This window comes from Flammeovirga pacifica (assembly GCF_000807855.2).
In the GTDB taxonomy this organism is placed as follows: domain Bacteria; phylum Bacteroidota; class Bacteroidia; order Cytophagales; family Flammeovirgaceae; genus Flammeovirga; species Flammeovirga pacifica.
In genome coordinates this window covers 2,367,113-2,387,940 of record NZ_JRYR02000001.1, presented here as the reverse complement: position 1 = coordinate 2,387,940, position 20,828 = coordinate 2,367,113, and the positions used below count along the sequence as shown (strand labels likewise).

Below are 20,828 nucleotides of genomic sequence, written 5' to 3'. Positions count from 1 at the left end.
ATGAAGAAATAGATCATTGTTGATATTGTAAAATGAAAAGGGAATAAATGTGAAAATTTGATTCCCTTTTTTATGAAAATCTTTGTTTTACGTGAGCATTAACGTTAAACTAAATAAAGTGTTTCTAAATCCTTTTTCCTTTCCTACCTTCGCAGCATGAAAAAAATGAGATTTCTAATATGGAGTATCGCCTTTTTAATTGTCGGCTGTAAATCATCTAGCTACGTACAAATAGTAGGAGGTGAAGACGGTAGTCAAGTAACAGGAGATAATAACGATTTAAGAGTGTCTCCCGGTACTTGCGTATTTTACGGAGAGTTATTGACCATCGAGGGTACAGGAGCCATTTTTATGGTGAAGTCTTTGACAGGCTGCGGACCCGGAGTTACTCGTTACCCCAAAGTAGGAGCAAAATTATCTGCTAGATTTAGGGGAGAGTTGAATGCCGAGGTAGGGCAAAATGTTCAAGTGAAAGTAATGGAATACGAGAAATCATTTTCTATTCTAGAAATCATTCCCTTATAGGGATTTTTGATTACTTTTGTCCATATAAAAACACATTACCTATTTATTCCCTTAGTATAGATACTAACCTATTATTAACATGTTAAAAAGTATATCCGAACTTACAGATATCTTAAATAAACAGACCACTAAACGTCGTTTAGTACTGTGTGCTGCCGCTGATGATAATGCATTGGAGGCTGTTTATAAAGCATATAAAGATGATATTATTGAACCCATATTAGTAGGCAATAAGCATGAAATTAAAGAATTGTGCGATGAATTGGGTTTTGTATTTGGTAGGAGCGTTAAAATTATTCATAAGATTGAATATAAGGAAATAGTAAAAGCGGCTGTTTCTTTAATTCATGATGGTAAGGCTGACTTTCTAATGAAAGGACATATATCAACAGCTGAACTTATGAGAGGAGTATTGAATAAAGAGTGGGGACTAAAGAAAAGTAGATGTATCTCCCATATTGCATTATTTGATTTACCTGCATACCATAAACCATTAGCTCTAACCGATGTGGCAATGAACATTGCCCCAGATTTAGATACTAAAATTGCTATTTTAAATAATGCAATTGATTTTATGAGAAAGTTAGGCATCGAAAAACCTAAGGTTGCCGCTTTGGCCGCTGTAGAAATGGTAAACGAAAAAATGCCTGCAACTCTTGATGCTGCACTTCTCACAATTATGGCCAATAGAGGCCAAATTCGAAATTGTGAAATTGATGGTCCTTTAGCGTTTGATAACGCAATATCTCAAGAGTCTTCTTCTCATAAAGGGATCAAAGGTTCTGTAGCTGGTAATGCCGATTTATTACTGGTTCCAGATATTGAAGCAGGTAACGTATTATATAAAGCTTTTGTTTTCTTTGCTTCAGCAAAAGTAGCGTCAATTATTCTTGGCGCAAAAGCACCTATCGTTTTAACCTCAAGAGCAGATTCTATGGAAACGAAATTAAATTCTATCCGTTTAGCTGCAGCTTCAATTGAATTTTAGATATGCAATATATACTTGTTATTAATCCTGGGTCAACATCCACAAAAGTGGCCATATACGAAGGAGAAAAAGAATATAAAGTAAAAACATTGAGGCACTCTATTGAGGAGCTTCAGGGTTTTCCTTCAGAAGAAGATCAACTTCAATATCGTAAAGAAAAAGTAGTTGAATTTCTAAAAGAAGAACAAATTGATATCTCTACTTTGGCCATTGTGATGGCTAGAGGTGGGTTATCAAAACCTATAGAATCAGGAGTATATTTAGTAGACGAGAATTTACTTCATGATTTAAAAGAAACACCAAGGAAGCATGCTAGTAATTGGGCTGCTAAAATTGCATTTGATATCGCAAAAGAAGCAGAGGTAAATGCTTATATTGCAGACCCAGTAGTAGTCGATGAATTATCTGATATTGCTAGAATATCAGGGCATCCTAAGTTTCCAAGAATATCAGTCTTTCATGCTTTAAATCAAAAAGCAGTAGCTAAAACCTATGCGAATAGAATAGGGAAGGACTACAAAGATCTTAATTTAATAGTGACTCATATGGGTGGTGGAGTTTCTGTTGGAGCTCATTTAAAAGGTAAAGTGGTAGATGTCAATCAAGCATTGGATGGAGACGGACCATTTTCACCTGAAAGAAGTGGAACCTTACCCGTTGGAGATGTAGTAAGAGCGGCATTTTCTGGTGCATATACTCAACAAGAAATGATCTCAATGTTAGTAGGTAAAGGTGGTATGTCTGCTTATTTAAATACTATAGATGCAAAAGAGGTAATAGATGCGGCTCAGAATGGAGACACCAAAGCTGAACAAATAATGCAAGCAATGATTTATCAAATTGCTAAATCTATTAATAGCCTAGTTGTTCCATTAAACAATGAGGTAGATGCTATTATTTTGACAGGAGGTTTAGCTTATGGTCAATGGTTTACATCCGAACTTGAAAAGTTTGTAAAACATATTGCTCCTGTTGAAATCCATCCTGGAGAAGACGAAATGTGGGCTTTGGCCTTCAATGGATACCAAGTGATTAAGAAAAAAGTCACTCCTAAAGAATACGGAAATACAGAATATTAATAAAGTAAAATGATCATTGATTCCCTCACCAAGCAATTTATTCAAAATCACGAAGATGTAAATCCTAATGAGATTGCATTAAAAGCACAAAAATTTCCTGAAGTGGACATTAAGGTGGCGGCACATCAAATAGCATCAAGGCAAAAGGCTAAAAAGAAGCTACCTACATGGTTTGAGAATAAAGAAGTTGTTTTCCCAGAGCGTGTACCTTTAGAACAAAGTTCATCAGAAAGAGCGGCAAAGTTTAAGGCATCCTTAGTGAACGGAAAATCTATGATTGATTTAACAGGAGGGATGGGTGTAGATGATTGGGCTTTTTCTTTTGTTTTTGATCAATTAGTTTATGCAGAAAGACAAGATTATTTAGCAAGTGTTAGTGCTCAAAACTTTAAAACTTTGGGCCGTAATAATATTGAGGTAATCAATGGAGATAGTCTAGAATGGTTGGGTCAAAGTGAACAACAATTTGATATGATTTACGTTGATCCTGCACGTCGTGATGAGCACAATAAAAAGGTAGTAATGATTTCTGATTGTGAACCTAATTTAATTGATCATCAAGATTTACTTCAGGAGAAAGCCAAAAGCGTACTGATAAAGCTTTCACCGATGTTAGATATCAAGCAGTCGTTAAGGCAGTTAAATAATGTATCTAAGGTTTGGGTAATCGCCGTTGAGGGCGAATGCAAGGAGATTTTGTTTTACATTGATCATCAAATAGAGAAAAAAAACACCCAAATTGAGTGTGTAGATTTAAAATCAAACAATACTGAGAGTATCTTTTCGTTTATTTTAGAGGATGAGGAGTATACAGGGGTAGAATTGGCAAGTGAATTGTACGACTATTTATACGAGCCAAACGCAGCTGTAATGAAAGGAGGTGCATTTAAATCTGTAGCCAATCAATTTGGTTTAAAAAAGGTGCATCTTAATTCTCATTTATATACTTCAGATAAACTGATTGAGACATTTCCGGGAAGAGCCTTTAAGATAAAAGCATCAATTCAGGTGCAAAAAAAGGCATTACAAAAGAACTTACCTTCTTTAAAAGCTAATTTATCTGTAAGAAACTTTCCTCAAACAGTAGATCAGTTGAAAAAGAAACTGAAGTTAAAAGACGGTGGAGATCAATACCTTTTTGCAACTACTTTATTTAATAATGATAAAGTGTTGTTGAAATGTGAGAAAATATCATAAAAATATAACAAGCAATAAAGATGTTTAAAACAGTATATATTAAGACTAAAAAAGAGTCTAGAAGAACTACATCAGACCGTTTGAGATCTGTAAAAATACATGGGGAAGATACTGCTCAACAAGTAAATGATTGTTTAGAAGAGCATGAGAAAAAAGGATTTAAACTAGTAAGTATAACTCCATTATCTTCTGCAAGTTCTTCAAATGTAGGAACAGGTGGATGGGGCTTCAGCTATACAGATGGAGTCATGATCGTATTTAAAAAGAAGAAATAATTAAGATTGATTCATTAGTTGATGAGAATCCTCATTATTTCCTAACAAATACTTGTAAACCCTTAACATTGTTGTATTTTTGCATTTCATTTTGAGCGGTAGTACGCTCTAACATTCAAATATATAGACAAATGTCAGTAGCACAAAAGGGAAACAAAGTAAAAGTACATTACACAGGTACTTTAAACGACGGTAGTAAATTTGATTCATCATACGATAGAAACGAGCCAATCGCTTTTACTGTTGGTGCTGGTCAAATGATCCCTGGTTTTGATAAAGCAGTTGAGGGTATGAATGTTGGTGATAAGAAAACTGTAAATATCCCTTGCGATGAAGCTTACGGACCTGCTCGTGAAGATTTGATCATCGAATTCAAAAGATCAGATGTTCCTGCAGATATGAAACCTAACGTAGGTGACCAAATCGGTCTTCAAAGCCCACAAGGTCCAATTCCTGCAACTGTTGTAGAATTAACTGAAGAAATCATCAAAGTTGATGCTAACTCTCCAATGGCGGGTAAAGACTTGAACTTCGATCTTGAATTAGTAGAAGTATGTGAAGAGTCTTGTGAAGACGAAAACTGCAACTGCTAGTTAACAATAAAGAGTTAAACTCTAAAAACGCTTCAATCTTTTGATAGATTGAAGCGTTTTTTGTTAAGGAAACTAATAACAAATCATTATTCTTTGGTTTTTATGACTTTCCTCGTGTTATAAGTTAATATAGTTTTTATCTTTGCCTTTTGAAAATTAGAAAGATATCCTTTCTAAAAGAAGATTTAGATTATTAAGGGCAAGTCCCATTCAATATATTTTTAGAAATTATGCTTGAGCAGATAAAAAAAATTGAAGAACAAATAGAAAAAGCAACTGCGGCAACTAAAGAAGATTTAGAAAATTTCCGTGTAGGTGTTGTTGGTAGAAAAGGTATTATTGCTGACTTATTTTCGAAAATGAAAGAAGTAGCACCAGAAGAACGTAAAACTTTTGGTCAAACAGTAAATGCTTTAAAAAACGCTGCTCAAGAGAAATTTCAGGAACTTCAAACTTCTTTAGAAGATGCGCAAGCTTCTGATATTAATCATCATGATTTAACACTTCCGAATGTTCCTAACGAAATGGGAACAGTACACCCAATTACAAAAGTTCGTGAAGAAATTTCAAGAATTTTTGAACGTGTAGGTTTCAATATTTCTGAAGGTCCGGAAATTGAAGATGATTGGCATAACTTCTCAGCATTGAATTTCCCTCCAAATCACCCGGCAAGAGAAATGCAAGATACTTTCTTCTTAGAGAAAGATCCTGATATTGCTTTACGTACGCATACTTCTTCGGTACAAGTACGTGTGATGGAAAATCAAAAACCTCCAATTAGAACATTATCACCTGGTAGAGTATATAGAAATGAGACAATCTCTGCTCGTGCACACTGTATCTTCCATCAGGTAGAAGGCTTATATATCGATAAAAATGTATCATTTAAAGATTTAAAAGATACATTGTATTACTTCGCAAAAGAATTCTTCGGTCCTAATACAAAAATTAGATTAAGGCCATCTTATTTCCCATTTACAGAACCTTCTGCCGAATTAGACGTTAGTTGTACTGTATGTAGTGGAAAAGGATGTAATATCTGTAAGTACACTGGATGGGTAGAAATCGGTGGTTGTGGTATGGTAGATCCTAATGTATTAAAAGCATCAGGTATTGATCCAGAAGAATACACAGGTTTTGCCTTCGGTATGGGTATTGAACGTATGACGATGTTGAAATACAGAATCAACGACCTTAGATTGTTTACTGAAAATGATTTAAGATTCTTACGTCAATTCTCTGCCTTATAATAAAGGAATACATTTAGATGAAATAAAAAAGGTCGCTTTCCTAGGAAAGTGACCTTTTGGCCTTTTTATAAAGTCGAATAGACAATGAAAAGCTGAAATTATATATTTACTCCGCTAGCAATGTATTTTCTCTAAGCGAAGAGCGTTCTCCAAAAAACGTCTAGTGGCTAACTACTCACTTTTCACTTCTTTAATTGTTTCAAATATCGAATGTAAAGAAGTGGCATCTTTAGGTTTCATTCTACCTGCCATCATTAATCTAACCTCTCTTCTTTGTAATGCTTCTTCGTATAATTTCTTTTCGATATTAGTTTCAGGTTTAATCTTAGGAACCATAATTGGTCTACCCGATTGATCAACCGCTACGAAAGTAAAGAAAGCTTGATTGGTTTCTATTTTGGAGCCATCAGGTATATTTTCACTCCAAACACGAATGAATACTTCCATAGAAGAATTGAAAGCTCTGGTAACATGTGCCTCTAAAGTAATCGCATCCCCAAGTTTTGGAGAGTGTTTAAATGAGACATTATCAACTGAGGCAGTTACTACAATTCTATTGGAATGTTTTTGAGCTGATATGGCAGCAACAACATCCATCAAATGTAATAAACGACCACCCATTAAATTGTGTAATGGGTTAGTATCATTAGGTAGAACCATTTCTGTAGATATTACAAAAGATTCTTTTGGTGTTTTTTCTAGTGTCATTTTATGTTTAAAGTATGGTTTGTAGGTCAAAGATAAGAAAGGATGTGAGGAATTAAATTTGAATAGGATGTTAATTGAAAACTCAATTCAACTAAAATCTTTCATGAATATACACTCAAAAGCATTGGTTAAGTATAAAGAATAGACTAATTTTTAAAAAGATGATAGATTATACGTTTGTATTACAGAATCTTAGATTTTATTTACTCTTTTTTTTATATTTTCATTTGGGAGAAAAGAATTGATGTATTACTTTTGCATCGTCGTAAAGGTAAAGGGTGCCATGGCCGAGCGGCTAGGCATCGGTCTGCAAAACCGCGTACGGCGGTTCGAATCCGCCTGGCACCTCTAAAAAGTCAAATCAAATTATTTTGGTTTGGCTTTTTTTTATGCCCTTTTTTCTTTGTTTACATCGGTTGAAATAATAGTTTTCGTTATTTCCATTGAGATGAATCAGTACTACAACCTATACAGATTTTCTATTGAAGAATAACGATTAAAAGTCTATTATAAATTAAAAGTGTGAGGTATTCGACTAATCCCCAAAGATCATAATTCATTTATTTTTGATACCATTTCTCTTGTTATTTGGGCTTATTAAGAAAATTTAAGAGTGTTTACATATTTTGCTGATCTTCATTTATCCTAAAAAGATGTCAAATGTCATTAAAAAGTGTAATTTGTAATTATTCTAAATAAGGGATAATTGAGTTTTTATTTACATAAACAACTGTAAATAAATGAATTATGTGTTAATGAGTGTGTTTCCCTATAAATAGGGCCTTTATTGTTAAGTTTGATTTAAAACCTCCCCGTATTAGTTTTGCAACCGAATGTACAATTGCATATTTCATCTAATTTTTTTGTATAAAAACTTCAATGGTATGAGTATCGGCAGAAGTGTATTAAGGTTGCGTTCCACATTAGTGGTAGTTTGCGGATTGCTCTTAGCAAGCACAATGGTGTTTGGGCAGGGTGATGGCATCCCTACTGATGAAACGTCAATCTCGGCCGGGATGGAACTTTTCGATGGAAACTGTTCGTCTTGTCACCAAATACACGAAAAAGGTATCGCACCGGCGCTTAAAAATGTATATGAGCGTCGTGATGTCAAATGGCTGACTAAATTTATCAAACATCCAGGCAAAACAATCGAAAGTGGCGATGCTTACGCAGTGGCACTTTACGAAGAGTTCAAACCTACCATTATGCCCAACCAAGATCTTTCTGATGAGGAGATCTTACAGGTTTTAGCATATGTGAAAGATGCGACGATAAAAGGTCCAGCTAAACCAGCAGCTGAAGCTGCGGCAGCATCCACAGGTGCAGAGGCGGGAACGCCTCAAGGTATGGTAGTTTCTTCTAACCTTTTAGTAGGGGTTATTATTGGACTACTTGTTTTATTGGGTATTGTTTTGATTGTTTTAGTCATTCTTGCTAATGTACTAACTCAATATCTAAGACAACAGAAAGGACTTGAAGCTGAAGATGAAGCGTACATTAATGAGAAATTCAGCCTAGCTGCAATTTTTAGAAGCCAAGTATTTGTTGGCTTAGCATCATTTGTGTTTGTAATCGTAGTTGCTAAGGTAACAGTCGACGCTTTATTCGCAGTAGGTATTCAACAAGGTTATGCTCCTGAGCAACCAATCAACTTCTCACATAAACTGCATGCAGGTTATTATGAGATCGATTGTAAGTACTGCCACACAGGTGTAGAGAAATCTAAGAATGCTAACATTCCTTCTGCAAACATCTGTATGAACTGTCATAACAGTATCCGTCAGAATTCTCCAGAAATTCAAAAAATCTACGCAGCAGTAGAGAATGATCAGCCAATCCAATGGGTGAGAGTTCACAACCTGCCAGATTTAGCGTATTTCAATCACTCTCAACACGTAAAAGTGGGTGGCGTAGAATGCCAAACATGTCACGGTGAGATTGAAAAAATGGAGGTTGTTCAACAGCACTCATTGTTGACAATGGGATGGTGTATTGACTGTCACCGTAAGACAGACGTAAACGCGAAAGGTAATGCGTATTATGACAAAATGGTAGAAATGCACGATGCAACTTCTAAAGAACCGATGAAAGTAAAAGACATCGGAGGTTTAGAATGTGCTAAATGTCACTATTAATTTGTCGCTTTTTGAACCTTTTGTTCACTAAGCTTTCAACTGATTTTCTACAATAGAGAAATGGCAAAGAAAGAATATTGGAAGGGCGTTGAGCAATTAACCAATGACCCTGAATTCGTAAAATATGCTGATAAGGAATTCCCAGAGCACCTTCCTATTAAGGATGCTTATGGTGATAACTCGGAAGGGGAATTCAAAAGCAACAGACGTGACTTCTTGAAAGTGATGGGCTTCTCTGTAGCGGCAGTTTCTTTAGCTGCTTGTGAAGCACCAGTCAAGAAGGCTATTCCTTACCTAAACAAACCTGAAAACGTTGATCCAGGTGTAGCAAACTATTATGCTTCTACTTATTTCAACGGTTCAGATGCAATGCCAGTAGTAGTGAAGACTAGAGAAGGTAGACCTATCTTTATTGAGGGTAACACATTCTCTAAATATTCTAACGGTGCAATTACTGCTCGTGCGAATGCTTCTATTATGGGATTGTATGATGATTCTAGAGCAAAAGATCCTTCTAAAGGTGGTACTAAAACTACTTGGAAAAAGGCAGATGCTGAGATCATCAAAGGGTTAGGTGCAGCAGGTAAAGTAGCAGTAGTTACAAACACTGTTGTTTCACCATCAACAAAAAAAGTCCTTAATCAATTTGCAGATAAGTACAATGCTGACGTAGTAACTTACGATCAGGACAACAACTCAGCAATTATTGAGGCAAATAAAAAGCAATTTGGAAAAGCAGCAGTTCCTTCTTATGCATTTGGTAAAGCAGATGTAGTAGTAAGTTTTAACGCTGATTTTCTAGGTAATTGGGTAGCTCCAGGAATCTTCTCTGCAGATTTTGCTCCAACAAGAAAAGTGGGACCAAACAAGAAGAAGATGTCTCAATTGTTCTCTTTCGAGACAATGTTGACAATTACTGGTGCAGCAGCGGATTACCGTTCTGCTTTAAAACCATCTCAAGAAGGTGTAGCTGTAGCAGCACTTTATAATGCAATCGCAAAAGCAACTGGAAACGCTACTGTAAAAGGTACAATCAAAGATGCTAACATTGCTAGAGCAGCTAAAGCATTACTTAAAGCCAAAGGTAAATCATTGGTAGTATCAGGAATCAACGATGTAAATGTACAGTTGTTGGTGAATGGTATCAACCAAATGCTTGAGAACTACGGTAAAACAGTAGACTTAAATACTCCTCTATATACTCGTCAAGGTTCAGATGTACAAATGAATGCTTTTGTTGACGCTTTAAAAGGTGGTCAATATGGAGCAGTTGTATTCTATAACTGTAACCCTGTTTACGATTACGCTAGAGGTAAAGAAGTTGCAGCAGGTATCAAGAAAGCAAAACTTTCTGTATCAACGAATGATCGTTTAGATGCTACTGCAAAAGCATGTACTTTCAATGCTCCTGATACTCATTATCTTGAAGCTTGGAATGATGCTGAATACAAAAGAGGATACTTCAGTATTGCTCAACCAACTATCAATAAAATATTTAATACTCGTCAAGCACAAGATTCTTTCTTAGCATGGGCTGGTATTGATGCTTCTTATGATGAGTTGGTGAAATCATTCTGGAAAACAGAGGTGTTTGGTCTTCAGTCTTCTGAAGCTGTAGCACAATCTTTCTGGGTGAGAGCATTACACAATGGTATCTTTGAAACTGAAAATGCAGGTGGTTACAAATCTGTTTTCGATCAAGGTAGTGATGCAGTAGATTATTCTGCTTCAGCTGATGCTTCGGCAGCAGGTGCAGCTGTTTCTGCTAAATTCAAAACTACTGCTGATTGGGAATTTGTAGCTTATCCTTCAACAGTTATGGGCTATGGTTCTTTAGCCAATAACCCATATATTCAAGAAACTCCTGATCCAATTACAAAAGTAACTTGGGGTAACTTCGTAGCCATCGCTCCAGATGCAGCAAGAGATTTAGGTGTTCATAAAGAATTCGAAACAGAGAAAGAAGTACTTAAGGTAACTACTAAATCTGGAGAATTTGAACTACCTGTTATCATGCAGCCTGGTTTAGCAAAAGGTGTTGTTGCTGTACCTCTAGGTTATGGTCAAGATGACTTGGGTAAAATCGCTAAAGAAGCAGCAGGTTTCAATGCTATGTCATTATTATCTGCTAAAGGATTGACAAACTACACGATTACATCAGGTGTTGCTGTTGTTGCTACTGGAAATAAAACTCACGTAGCACAAACTCAGACGCATGAGACAATCATGAGCCGTCATTCTATTATCCAAGAAACTACACTTGCTCAATACGTAAAAGATCCAGCAGCTGCTCGTCATGAGGTTATGATCTCTACTTACTCAGGTAAAGAGAAACCAACTGATGTATCTGCATGGGATATCAATAATAACGGTTACGATAAAAATCCTAAGCAACCTAACGAAGGTAAGCCAGGTGCAGCATTACTTTGGAATTCTGTAACAGGAATCAAAGCAGATGTGCACGAATATCCTGGTCACCATTGGGGCTTAGCGATTGATTTGAACTCTTGTGATGGTTGTTCTGCTTGTGTGACTGCATGTCATATTGAGAATAACGTACCTATCGTAGGTAAGCAAGAAGTAATCAACCGTCGTGAAATGCACTGGTTGCGTTTAGACCGTTACTATAGCGAACGTCCGGAAGACGAGTTTACTGAAGAAGAAAATGCATCAATGACGGATTATGCTAAAATGGAGCGTGCAGCACGTAACCCAGAAGTAGTATTCCAACCAATGATGTGTCAGCACTGTAACAACGCTCCTTGTGAGACTGTTTGTCCAGTTGCTGCAACTTCTCACTCATCTGAAGGTTTGAACCAAATGACTTATAACAGATGTATCGGTACAAAATACTGTGCGAACAACTGTCCTTACAAAGTACGTCGTTTCAACTGGTTCAAATACCACAATAATAATGAGTTTGATTACAACATGAACAACGATCTTGGTAAGATGGTATTAAACCCAGATGTTACTGTTCGTTCTCGTGGTGTGATGGAGAAATGTTCTATGTGTGTTCAGAGAACGCAAGCAGGTAAGTTGAATGCTAAGAGAGAAGGCCGTCCAATGGTTGACTCTGATGTATCTACAGCTTGTTCGTCAGCATGTGCTTCAGGAGCAATTAAGTTTGGTGACTTAAATAATCCTGAATCTGAAGTTCGCCAACTACTTGAAGGCGAATTGAAAGAGCGTGCTTACAATGTGTTGGATGAAATCAATACTCGTCCTAACGTTTATTACTTAGCTAAAGTAAGAAACAAGGAAGAGGCTCATTCATAGATCTAAGTAATAGAAATTACTTAGTACTCAAATTAAGTTAAGTATTCATACTCTACATAAGATAAAATGCAGATTGTATCGAAAGTCCGTGAACCACTGGTAACTGGTGGTAAAACATACAAGGACATAACAGAAGATGTCTGTCGACCAGTAGAAGGAAGTCCATCAATGGGATGGTTTGCAGGAATGGCGTTGTCGCTATGCCTTCTTCTAGCAGGTGGAGCGTTTCTAGGTGAAATGCTTTGGTCTGGTATCGGTCGATGGGGTCTTAACAAGACAGTTCAATGGGCGTGGGATATTACCAACTTCGTATGGTGGGTAGGTATCGGTCACGCAGGTACACTAATCTCAGCGGTATTGTTGTTATTCCGTCAAAAATGGAGAACATCTATTAACCGTGCAGCAGAAGCAATGACTATCTTTGCCGTAATCTGTGCCGCTATCTGGCCAGTTGTACACATGGGTCGTCCTTGGATTGGTGGTATTTGGGCATTACCATTGCCAAACACTTATGGTTCTCTTTGGGTAAACTTTAACTCCCCATTACTTTGGGACGTTTTTGCGATCTCAACGTATTTTTCAGTATCATTAGTATTCTGGTTTATTGGTCTTGTACCTGACTTTGCAACAATTCGTGACCGTGCGATTAAGCCGATTCCTCGTCTTATCTACGGAGCTCTTTCTATGGGCTTTAACGGATCAGCAAAAACTTGGATGCACTATGAAGCAGTTTCATTGATATTAGCAGGTTTATCAACACCTCTCGTACTTTCAGTACACACAATTGTATCAATGGACTTTGCAACATCAGTAATTCCAGGATGGCATACGACAATCTTCCCTCCATATTTCGTAGCAGGTGCGATCTTCTCAGGTTTCGCTATGGTATTGACGTTGATGTTGGTGACTCGTAAGCTTTACAAATTAGAAGACTACATTACTATGGAACACATCGAAATGATGTCACTTGTAGTAACAATTACAGGTTCTGTAGTAGGTATCGCATATATCACGGAATTCGTGATTGCATGGTACTCAGGTGTAGAATACGAACAATATGCTTTCGTAAACCGTATGACTGGCCAATATTGGTGGGCTTACTGGTCTATGATGGGATGTAACGTAATCTCACCACAGGTATTCTACTTCAAAAAACTAAGAACAAGCATTCCTTTCATTTTCTTCATCTCAATTGTTGTAAACATTGGTATGTGGTTCGAACGTTTTGTAATTATCGTAACATCACTTCACCGTGACTTCTTACCATCGTCTTGGGTATACTTTACACCAACGATTTATGATGTAATGTGTTACGTATTTACTTTTGGATTGTTCTTCACATTGTTCTTAGCATTTGCGAAGTACTTCCCAGTAGTAAACATGGCAGAAGTAAAATCAGTCTTGAAAAGTTCTGATACTAAAGTGTACAAATCTCGCCGTACAATCTCTAACGAGGTAGTTCCAGAGGCAGATAGAGTTCCAGTTGATCTATAAAAAAGAATTAGAGATGGAAAAAAACACAAATTATTTAGTAGGCGTTTTTGGTGATGAGGACATCATGATTAAAGCGGTAAAAGCTTTAAGAAAGAAGGGTGTGAATATCTATGAGGTATTTACTCCATATCCTGTTCACTTCTTGGAAGATGCTTTGGGGTATAAACGCTCTTGGATGCCAAAAGCGGCATTCGGGTTTGGTGCTTTAGGTACTACTTGTGCGATTTTACTTCAATCATGGATCATGGGTTTTGAATGGCCAATGATTATCGGTGGTAAAGGATTTATTGCAATTCCTGACTTTGTGCCGATTACTTTCGAATTAACAGTTTTATTCTCTGCTTTCGGTATGGCAGGTTCGTTTTTCGTATCACAAGACTTGAAGCCTTATAAAGTGCCTCAAATCTTTGACCGCCGTCAATCAGATGATAAACATATTATGGCAATTGATCTTGCTGCTAATAAGTTATCAGAAGATGAGATTAAAGCTTTATTATCAGAGGCTGGTGCTGAGGAAGTAAACAACAAGAGTTTCACAGAGAAAGAAAAGAAAGGTTCTTTCATTGATTATGTGGTAGACTTGTTTACTAACGGTGTAACAGATTCTGCTAGAGAGTTAAAAGGATAATTAATCACGATTAAAATTACGCAAACATGCGAGGCAATAAAGTTGTAATGAAAGCAATCGCAATTGGTGCAGCAGCGTTGGCAATGACGGGATGTAAGATTCAAGGTGACGGTGAATTCACTGGTCTTGAATATGCTCCTCAAATGTACCACACTGTACCTTACGAGCCGCTTTCTCAATTTACGTATGAGGGCATTAGAGGTGGTTTCCTTGAAGAATTCTACTACGAGGACTTTATCAACTCTAACCCGTACAACGATTATTATTCTGCTGGTAAAAAAGACAGAGTAATTAACGTTAAGGAGCCAGTTGCAGGTACTGTAAAGCGTCAAAACTTTACAGCTGTAACTAAGGAAGCAGCAGCGAAGCCTGATCAGGAATTACTATACTATATGGATATTCCTGCTGATCAAGCGGAGTGGGCTGCTGAAAACTTGAAAAACCCATTGGAGGCAACTCCAGAAGTGGTTGCTCGAGGACAGCATTTATTTACTGCTTACTGTATGCCTTGTCACGGTGAAAAAGGTGACGGCAAAGGTAAAGTAGGTAAAGTATACGGTGGTGTAGCAAACTTGAAAGGTAAATCAATCAAGAGTGCTACAGATGGTCATATCTTCTTCGTGATTACTCACGGTAAAGGACGTATGTGGCCTCACAAATCGCAGTTGAACCCTGAAGAGCGTTGGTCTGTGGTGAAATATGTTAGAAAACTTCAAGGTAACTAAGGTCGTCCCAACGATCTAAACTATATTTTATAGAAATATGGCACACGTAGATGTAGATATAAAAAATATCCAAGAGCAGTTTACTTTTGAAGGTAAACTGAAGAAGAACGTGTTGCTCATCGGCGGTATCGGAGTGATACTGTTTGTGTTGGGTACGATCTTCTTGATAATGGGTGGTGGTCATGATGATCATCATGCAGCGGTAGAGCACGCAACTGAAGTAGCTTCGGTTCATTCAGGTGATGCTCACGGAGACGCACACGCTAGTGGAGAGCATCATGCAGAATACCATTGGTGGCAGCGTATTATTGTTGATTTCTGGTTGAGCGGTGTGTTCTTCACAGGAGTAGCATTACTAGGATTCTTTTTCTTTGCGCTTCAATATGTAGCTAACTCTGGTTGGCCTGTATTGATCAAAAGAATTATGTTAAACTTCCGTCACTTTATTCCGGTTGGTGGTGTAGTATTGTTAATCACTTTCTTAGTGGGTTCTCATACAATCTTCCACTGGACACATGACGGAATTGCAGATCCTAATTCTCCACACTTTGATGCAATTATTGCAGGTAAAGTAGATTTCTTGAATACACCTTTCTTCTTATTTAGATTGGTATTATTCGTTACAGTATGGACATTATTTGGTATGGCTTTGAATAAAATTTCAAAGGCTGAAGATGCAGACATGTCAGGTACTACTAAGTATTTCAGAAAAGCACAACGTATTTCAGTTGCTTTCTTGATCTTCTTTGGTATTTCTGAGTCAGTAACTTCATGGGACTGGATTATGTCAATTGATACTCACTGGTACTCTACTTTATTTGGATGGTACTTACTTGCAGGTTGGTTAGTAACAGCTGTGGCATTCATGTCATTGTTTGTAATCATCCTTCAAGAAATGGGATATTTGAAAGCAGTAAATGAGAATCACCTACATGACTTAGGTAAATTCTTATTTGGTTTCTCAATTTTCTGGTCGTACTTGTGGTTCTCTCAATTCTTATTGATTTACTACGCGAACATTCCAGAAGAAACAATCTATTTCATAGAACGTTTGAGAAGCTCTACATATGCTCCTTTATTCTTCACTATCCTTATTACAAACTTTATCTTCCCATTCTTTGTATTAATGACAAGAGATGCGAAACGTAAGACTATGATGATGAAAATTGTTGCTGTTGTAGTAATTTTTGGTCACTTCTTAGAATACGCAATCCTTATCATTCCTGGTACATTAAAAGAGAACGGAGGGTTTGGTTTAACAGAGCTTGGTTCTGGTATGATCTTCTTATCGATCTTCTTATACTTGTATTTTACAGGTCTAAGCAAAGGCGGTTTGGTTCCTCAGAATCACCCAATGTTAGAAGAATCAGTGCACCACCATACTTAACAGGTGAGCATTTGAAAAATATAAAGCCTCAGATCGTTGATTCGATCTGAGGCTTTTTTATTATAAATTGATTTATTTATCCATTAATTCTTAGTCCTAAACCAATCCCAAACATATTGTAGAATCCACCAGAATATTGATGAGAAGAGATGTAACTCAGTGGTCGTTGTCCGATATAAATATTTACAGAAGGTGTGACATAGGGAATATTTAGGCCATTAAAATCCACGCCACCTGTGATTCTATACATTATTCCTTTAAACTCATTATTCATTGTAGAAGCTCCTAAATCAAACTCGACATATAAACAGAATTTACTATCAAAGTCATCTCCTGTTCTGAAATGTAGATAATATGTATTCAAGTTACCTAACATATTATTATCAGTAAAATGTTGGTTTTGATAGCCTATACCTAACAATCCTGCGTCATCAATCATATAATTTAGTTGTAAATCCAATCCATAGGAAAAATAAGTATGTGGAATATCTTTTGGGTCCATATCTTCATGAGGGATATTTGGCCATTTATCTTCTTCTCTTACTGTGGGCTTCCATTGTCCTCCGAGTTCTGTAAATGAAAGAACAGAGAATTTAAACGATTTAAGTAATGAGGGTTTCTCATCTTGTCCAATCACATTAAAGGAATAAAAAAGTAATATAATAATAGAGAGTTTTAAGATTTTCATTTTAGAGCTTTAGTTTATTTTTGATTGATGAGAGTATACGTTGTAAGTACTTTAAAGACAATTAATAAAAGGTGTTAGCCAAATTTTGATTAATCATGAATATAAAAAAAAAGACTAATAGATGGTTTATCCATTAGTCTCTTTTTAAGAAAGATAGGAGTAGATTAAACTTCTACTTTCTGTCCTTTATTTTTATTGATGATCTTTTTCTTCAATTGTTTTATCTCAAATTTTAGCATTGAAATATCGTTGACCATCTCTGTATACTCTTCTTGCATTTTTGATCTTTCTTTTTCTTTTCTTTCAAGGTCAAATGCATACCAATTATCCGTTGGTAAAGAAGCTACAAAATGATCATAATCTTCCATTCTATTTTGATATCTAGCAATTGAATACATCGTATTTTTTTTACCATCAAAAGGTTTTATATACTTTTTGTTGATAGTTAATTTAACACCATTTTCAGTAATAAAAGAATAGGTGTGACGACTGTGATCAATTAAAGCTAGCTTATCATTTTTATTGAAATAATAATCTTTTTGATCAGTTTTACTTGTGATAGAGATATCTTTTTTTACTATTCCAAAAGCTTCTGTTTGAGGATACAAAGAGTCTTTTAGTTCAGAAATAGAATCTCTTTCATTTATGATTCTTACTTTTTCTCGATCTAAACGATCAATCATTGTTGTAAAGTAGGCTGAGTCTTTGTCGAATTTAATCTTCAAAGTTTTCAGTTGTTCTTCTTTCAAAAATAATTCTTTTTCAAGACTGACAAATTGTTGTGCGTAAGTTGAAAGAGAAGTGCCTATAAAAAGAAGAAAAGTAATAAATCGTAGTGTACTTTTTTTCATAAAGTTTAGTAGAATTTTAGTTTGTGATAATTGCTGGTATAATGTTAATTGAAACTTATATCCGTATTATATTTAGTTTTACGCAAAATAACAAAAGATGATACTACTAACTTTCTATTTTTTAGATGTTTAACATTAAATATCTTTTTTTCCAAAATAGAGTTGAATGGCATTTGGAAATCTTTTAGCCCAATCCCCTTCAGAATGTTTAGCAGTTTTATCTTCTACTAAAAATAAATTCTTATCCATTGTAAAACCAATTGATTTTAAATGAGAGATCATTTTATCTACCCCGGGTTGAAGAATTTTATCAACACCTTTACCACCATTATCGATATAAAAAACAACTTCTTTTTTAGGATCATTTTTAATGATATCAATGTAATCGAAGTCTTCGTATTTAAAAGCAGGAGACATACAAATTGCTCCACCATACACTTCTGGATATTCCCAAGCTAACATAAAACTAACTAGTCCACCCATAGAAGAGCCTGCAACTATTGTATTTTCCTTTTCAGGAACTGTACGGTAATTTGTGTCAATTAATTTTTTAAGTTCAGTAGCGAAAGCTTTACGGTATAATTTCCCCTTCTTAGTATCTCCATAATCATCAGACCTGTCATCAGTACAATAAACACCTACGATAATTATTTCTTGTAGTAGATTATCTTCTACAAGCTGAGTGACTGTTTCATCTACTTGCCAATCCACTCCAAAAGAACTGGTCTTAGGATCAATAGTATTTTGACCATCATGCATATATAGCACAGGGTATTTTTGTCTTTTATTTCGCTTATATGAGGGTGGGAGCCAAACAATGATATCTCTATTTAATAAGCCTTCGATTTTGAAGTCTTTAAAGTATTCAACATCTCCAGTAATTTGCCCACTTATTTTAGGTGTGCTGCCGTCTGTCCAATTGCTAATTTCTACATGAATAGTTGTATCAGATAATGGAGATTCAAATTCGAGGTTACCCCATTCTTTGCCATTTTTATCAGCTGCTTGAAATTTCCAATCTCCCAAAGTGAATTTATATTCTATGAGTTGCTTAGGATCGAGCTCTTTAGAGAATTGGTAGTGTAAATCATCTACCTTTTCTAATTTCACTTTATTGGGGCTCCACCCTCCTAAGAAGGGTTGATTACCTGTGATGTAAACATCTGAATTAACGGGAGTATTTAATTTAATTTTCCAGTTTACATTTACCTTATCGGATTGTTGTCCACAAGAAATAAAGAAAATACAGAAGATGATTAAAAGTAAGTTATTATTCATTTCAAAAAAGTTGTGTATAAAAAAAAGCCTCATACATTTAATGTATGAGGCTAATATAATATATGTAGCTTAATTATTTAGCTAAACGAATAGTGGTGCTACCACCAATCCAACAGCCAACGTTCATTTTTGCTCCTTCTTTGTATCCCTTAGCAGCTAATGTAAATACATCAGTTTTAGTAGGGAATTGCTTAGCAGCTTGTGCCATTTTAGAAGAGTTACCCGCTTTTTGGTACATATCATATGCAGCAAGGTAACATGCTCTTTCGTGAACTTTATCTTCAGAAGAATCAAAACATTGTTTGAATGAAGTGATATAAAGGTCTCCTACGAAAGTATAAGCTTCAGAAGCAATATTTGCATCATACTCAACAGCTTTAAAAGCTTGAGCACGAGCTTGTGCTTTTAAACCTTTTTTATTGTAAAGCTTTGCAATATCGATAGATGTTTCTGCTTGTTTCGAAGGATCTTCAGCATATAATTCAATTGCTTTAGTTTTCCATTCGATTGCTTTGTCGATATCATCTCTTTTGATGTATTGACCAGAAATTACATTTGCCATTGCAGCTTGAGGATCAGCTTCATAAACAACTAAAGCAGCGTCTAAGAATAATGGTCCATCAGTACATTTTTTACGGATTGAATATCCGAAGATTTTCTTAGCAACACCAAGATCTTCTGGATTCGCTTTGAATTTTGGACCTAACTTTTCGTTGATGAAGTCACAATCGATATTTAACATACCCATGATGTACTTATCAGCCATAGTTTGAATACGGTTCCAAGATTTCAATTCTCTTTCATCTTTAGCTTTTTCAGCTTTTTCGATGTTTTTACCTGCGATATCAGAAATGAAATCATATTCATCCATTAACCAATCTTCGTTGAAAGACTTGTATTTTTTGAAATTAGGATCATTTGCTTCGAAGTTAGCTTCTAATTCTTCTAACTTTTTCTCAGCAGCAGCTTTCTTAGCAGTATATTCTTTAACCTGAACATCAGTATATTTTCCATCAGCATTTTCAATAACTGAGTTTGCTGTTAAAATAGCTGACTTTTGTTTTTTCGTGTTAGGATCTTTAGAGAATCCTTGGTTAGCTTTTTTGTATGCAACGTGTAGTTTTGCTACGATTGCAACATAAGCTGACATGTTTGTGTCATCAGTATTTTCACCGTCTCTCTTTGCTAATTTATTGTAGAAAGCATAGTATTCAGGTAATTTATCGTTGAAATCTGGACGATCTTTGTGGTATTTGTAAAGGTATTTACCTTTTTCAGATTCCCATTTATCAGCTTGGCCAAAGTATCTACCTCTATTGTCATAAAGTTCTAAAACCTTATCTTCATACTTAACGATTAGATCTTTATCAGCAGCATCTTTTTTCTTTGTTTCCGCAGTAACAAGTGCTTTGTAAAGTTTTAATCCATAAATATATAAGTTTTTATGAACGTATGGAGCATTAGTATATAAGTAATCGAAAGCATCTAAAGTCTCTTGACTATAGTTTTTCGCTTTCATGTTGTCTGAGAAGAAAGTGTATTTCGACTTTGCCTCTTCAACATTTTCACCCCAACAGTAACCTCTTTGGTCACATCCTTTTTTTACGCTACCATCGGCAGCTTCTTTTTCTTCTAAGCCATTGTCCTTAGACTCGGCTGCTTCTTCTTGTGCATTTGCAAAACTTGCAACTAGCAAGAAACCTAATAGAAAAGTTGCTAACTTATTCATACTTGAAATTCGATTG

18 protein-coding genes and 1 tRNA gene are annotated in these 20,828 nt (G+C 35.8%); 14 read left to right on the top strand and 5 right to left on the bottom strand.

All coding sequences use genetic code 11. The features are described 5' to 3' along the window. Positions 1 to 165 precede the first annotated feature (165 nt). The 7 genes from NH26_RS09515 (at position 166) to NH26_RS09485 (ending at position 5,907) form a co-directional block, all read left to right on the top strand. Positions 166 to 525: a hypothetical protein gene (locus tag NH26_RS09515; protein ID WP_139262964.1), complete on the top strand. Its 360-nt coding sequence runs from the start codon at positions 166 to 168 to the stop codon at positions 523 to 525. Between the two features lie 79 nt (positions 526 to 604). Continuing rightward, positions 605 to 1,513 carry a bifunctional enoyl-CoA hydratase/phosphate acetyltransferase gene (locus NH26_RS09510; protein WP_044221352.1) on the top strand — a complete coding sequence of 303 codons (909 nt, stop codon included), beginning with the start codon at positions 605 to 607 and terminating at the stop codon, positions 1,511 to 1,513. A gap of 2 nt (positions 1,514 to 1,515) precedes the next feature. After that, on the top strand, positions 1,516 to 2,592 hold the full coding sequence (gene buk / locus NH26_RS09505; RefSeq protein ID WP_044221354.1) for a butyrate kinase: 1,077 nt from the start codon (positions 1,516 to 1,518) through the stop codon (positions 2,590 to 2,592). Positions 2,593 to 2,601: 9 nt separating this feature from the next. Continuing rightward, positions 2,602 to 3,789 (top strand): class I SAM-dependent methyltransferase, encoded by a 1,188-nt coding sequence (locus NH26_RS09500; RefSeq protein ID WP_044221355.1) that lies wholly within the window; start codon positions 2,602 to 2,604, stop codon positions 3,787 to 3,789. 20 nt (positions 3,790 to 3,809) lie between these two features. Further along, a complete protein-coding gene (locus tag NH26_RS09495) occupies positions 3,810 to 4,064 on the top strand; it encodes a hypothetical protein (protein ID WP_044221357.1) in 255 nt (84 codons plus the stop codon). Positions 4,065 to 4,195: 131 nt separating this feature from the next. Then, positions 4,196 to 4,657 carry an FKBP-type peptidyl-prolyl cis-trans isomerase gene (locus NH26_RS09490; protein WP_044221359.1) on the top strand — a complete coding sequence of 154 codons (462 nt, stop codon included), beginning with the start codon at positions 4,196 to 4,198 and terminating at the stop codon, positions 4,655 to 4,657. Positions 4,658 to 4,887: 230 nt separating this feature from the next. Further along, positions 4,888 to 5,907, top strand: coding sequence for a phenylalanine--tRNA ligase subunit alpha (locus NH26_RS09485; protein WP_044221362.1), 1,020 nt, complete (start codon positions 4,888 to 4,890; stop codon positions 5,905 to 5,907). Positions 5,908 to 6,078: 171 nt separating this feature from the next. Here the strand turns inward: NH26_RS09485 and NH26_RS09480 are convergent, their stop codons facing one another. Continuing rightward, complete coding sequence (locus NH26_RS09480; protein ID WP_044221365.1) at positions 6,079 to 6,615, bottom strand: acyl-CoA thioesterase; 537 nt, start codon at positions 6,613 to 6,615, stop codon at positions 6,079 to 6,081. A 277-nt stretch (positions 6,616 to 6,892) separates the two neighbouring features. Here NH26_RS09480 and NH26_RS09475 point away from each other — a divergent pair. The 7 genes from NH26_RS09475 (at position 6,893) to NH26_RS09445 (ending at position 16,266) form a co-directional block, all read left to right on the top strand. Next, positions 6,893 to 6,963: transfer RNA gene (locus NH26_RS09475), tRNA-Cys, on the top strand. Between the two features lie 593 nt (positions 6,964 to 7,556). After that, positions 7,557 to 8,753, top strand: a complete 1,197-nt coding sequence (locus NH26_RS09470) for a c-type cytochrome (RefSeq protein WP_242427315.1) — start codon at positions 7,557 to 7,559, stop codon at positions 8,751 to 8,753. 60 nt (positions 8,754 to 8,813) lie between these two features. Then, positions 8,814 to 12,032, top strand: coding sequence for a TAT-variant-translocated molybdopterin oxidoreductase (locus tag NH26_RS09465; protein ID WP_044221371.1), 3,219 nt, complete (start codon positions 8,814 to 8,816; stop codon positions 12,030 to 12,032). Positions 12,033 to 12,098: 66 nt separating this feature from the next. Continuing rightward, positions 12,099 to 13,526: an NrfD/PsrC family molybdoenzyme membrane anchor subunit gene (nrfD, locus tag NH26_RS09460; protein ID WP_044221374.1), complete on the top strand. Its 1,428-nt coding sequence runs from the start codon at positions 12,099 to 12,101 to the stop codon at positions 13,524 to 13,526. A 13-nt stretch (positions 13,527 to 13,539) separates the two neighbouring features. Continuing rightward, positions 13,540 to 14,154, top strand: coding sequence for a DUF3341 domain-containing protein (locus tag NH26_RS09455; protein WP_044221789.1), 615 nt, complete (start codon positions 13,540 to 13,542; stop codon positions 14,152 to 14,154). Positions 14,155 to 14,180: 26 nt separating this feature from the next. Then, the gene (locus NH26_RS09450; protein ID WP_052431916.1) at positions 14,181 to 14,879 is read left to right on the top strand and encodes a c-type cytochrome; all 699 of its coding nucleotides are present in this window, start codon (positions 14,181 to 14,183) and stop codon (positions 14,877 to 14,879) included. 37 nt (positions 14,880 to 14,916) lie between these two features. Next, on the top strand, positions 14,917 to 16,266 hold the full coding sequence (locus NH26_RS09445; protein ID WP_044221377.1) for a quinol:cytochrome C oxidoreductase: 1,350 nt from the start codon (positions 14,917 to 14,919) through the stop codon (positions 16,264 to 16,266). Positions 16,267 to 16,342: 76 nt separating this feature from the next. On the opposite strand, the gene NH26_RS09440 is transcribed toward NH26_RS09445, so the two are convergent. The 4 genes from NH26_RS09440 to NH26_RS09425 form a co-directional block, all read right to left on the bottom strand. Further along, entirely contained in the window at positions 16,343 to 16,954 is a 612-nt protein-coding gene (locus NH26_RS09440) for a hypothetical protein (RefSeq protein WP_044221380.1), read from the bottom strand. Positions 16,955 to 17,118: 164 nt separating this feature from the next. Next, a complete protein-coding gene (locus NH26_RS09435; RefSeq protein ID WP_044221383.1) occupies positions 17,119 to 17,805 on the bottom strand; it encodes a hypothetical protein in 687 nt (228 codons plus the stop codon). Positions 17,806 to 17,940: 135 nt separating this feature from the next. Then, positions 17,941 to 19,083 (bottom strand): alpha/beta hydrolase-fold protein, encoded by a 1,143-nt coding sequence (locus tag NH26_RS09430; RefSeq protein WP_044221386.1) that lies wholly within the window; start codon positions 19,081 to 19,083, stop codon positions 17,941 to 17,943. A gap of 73 nt (positions 19,084 to 19,156) precedes the next feature. After that, the gene (locus NH26_RS09425; protein ID WP_044221389.1) at positions 19,157 to 20,812 is read right to left on the bottom strand and encodes a tetratricopeptide repeat protein; all 1,656 of its coding nucleotides are present in this window, start codon (positions 20,810 to 20,812) and stop codon (positions 19,157 to 19,159) included. Between the last annotated feature and the right edge of the window lie 16 nt (positions 20,813 to 20,828).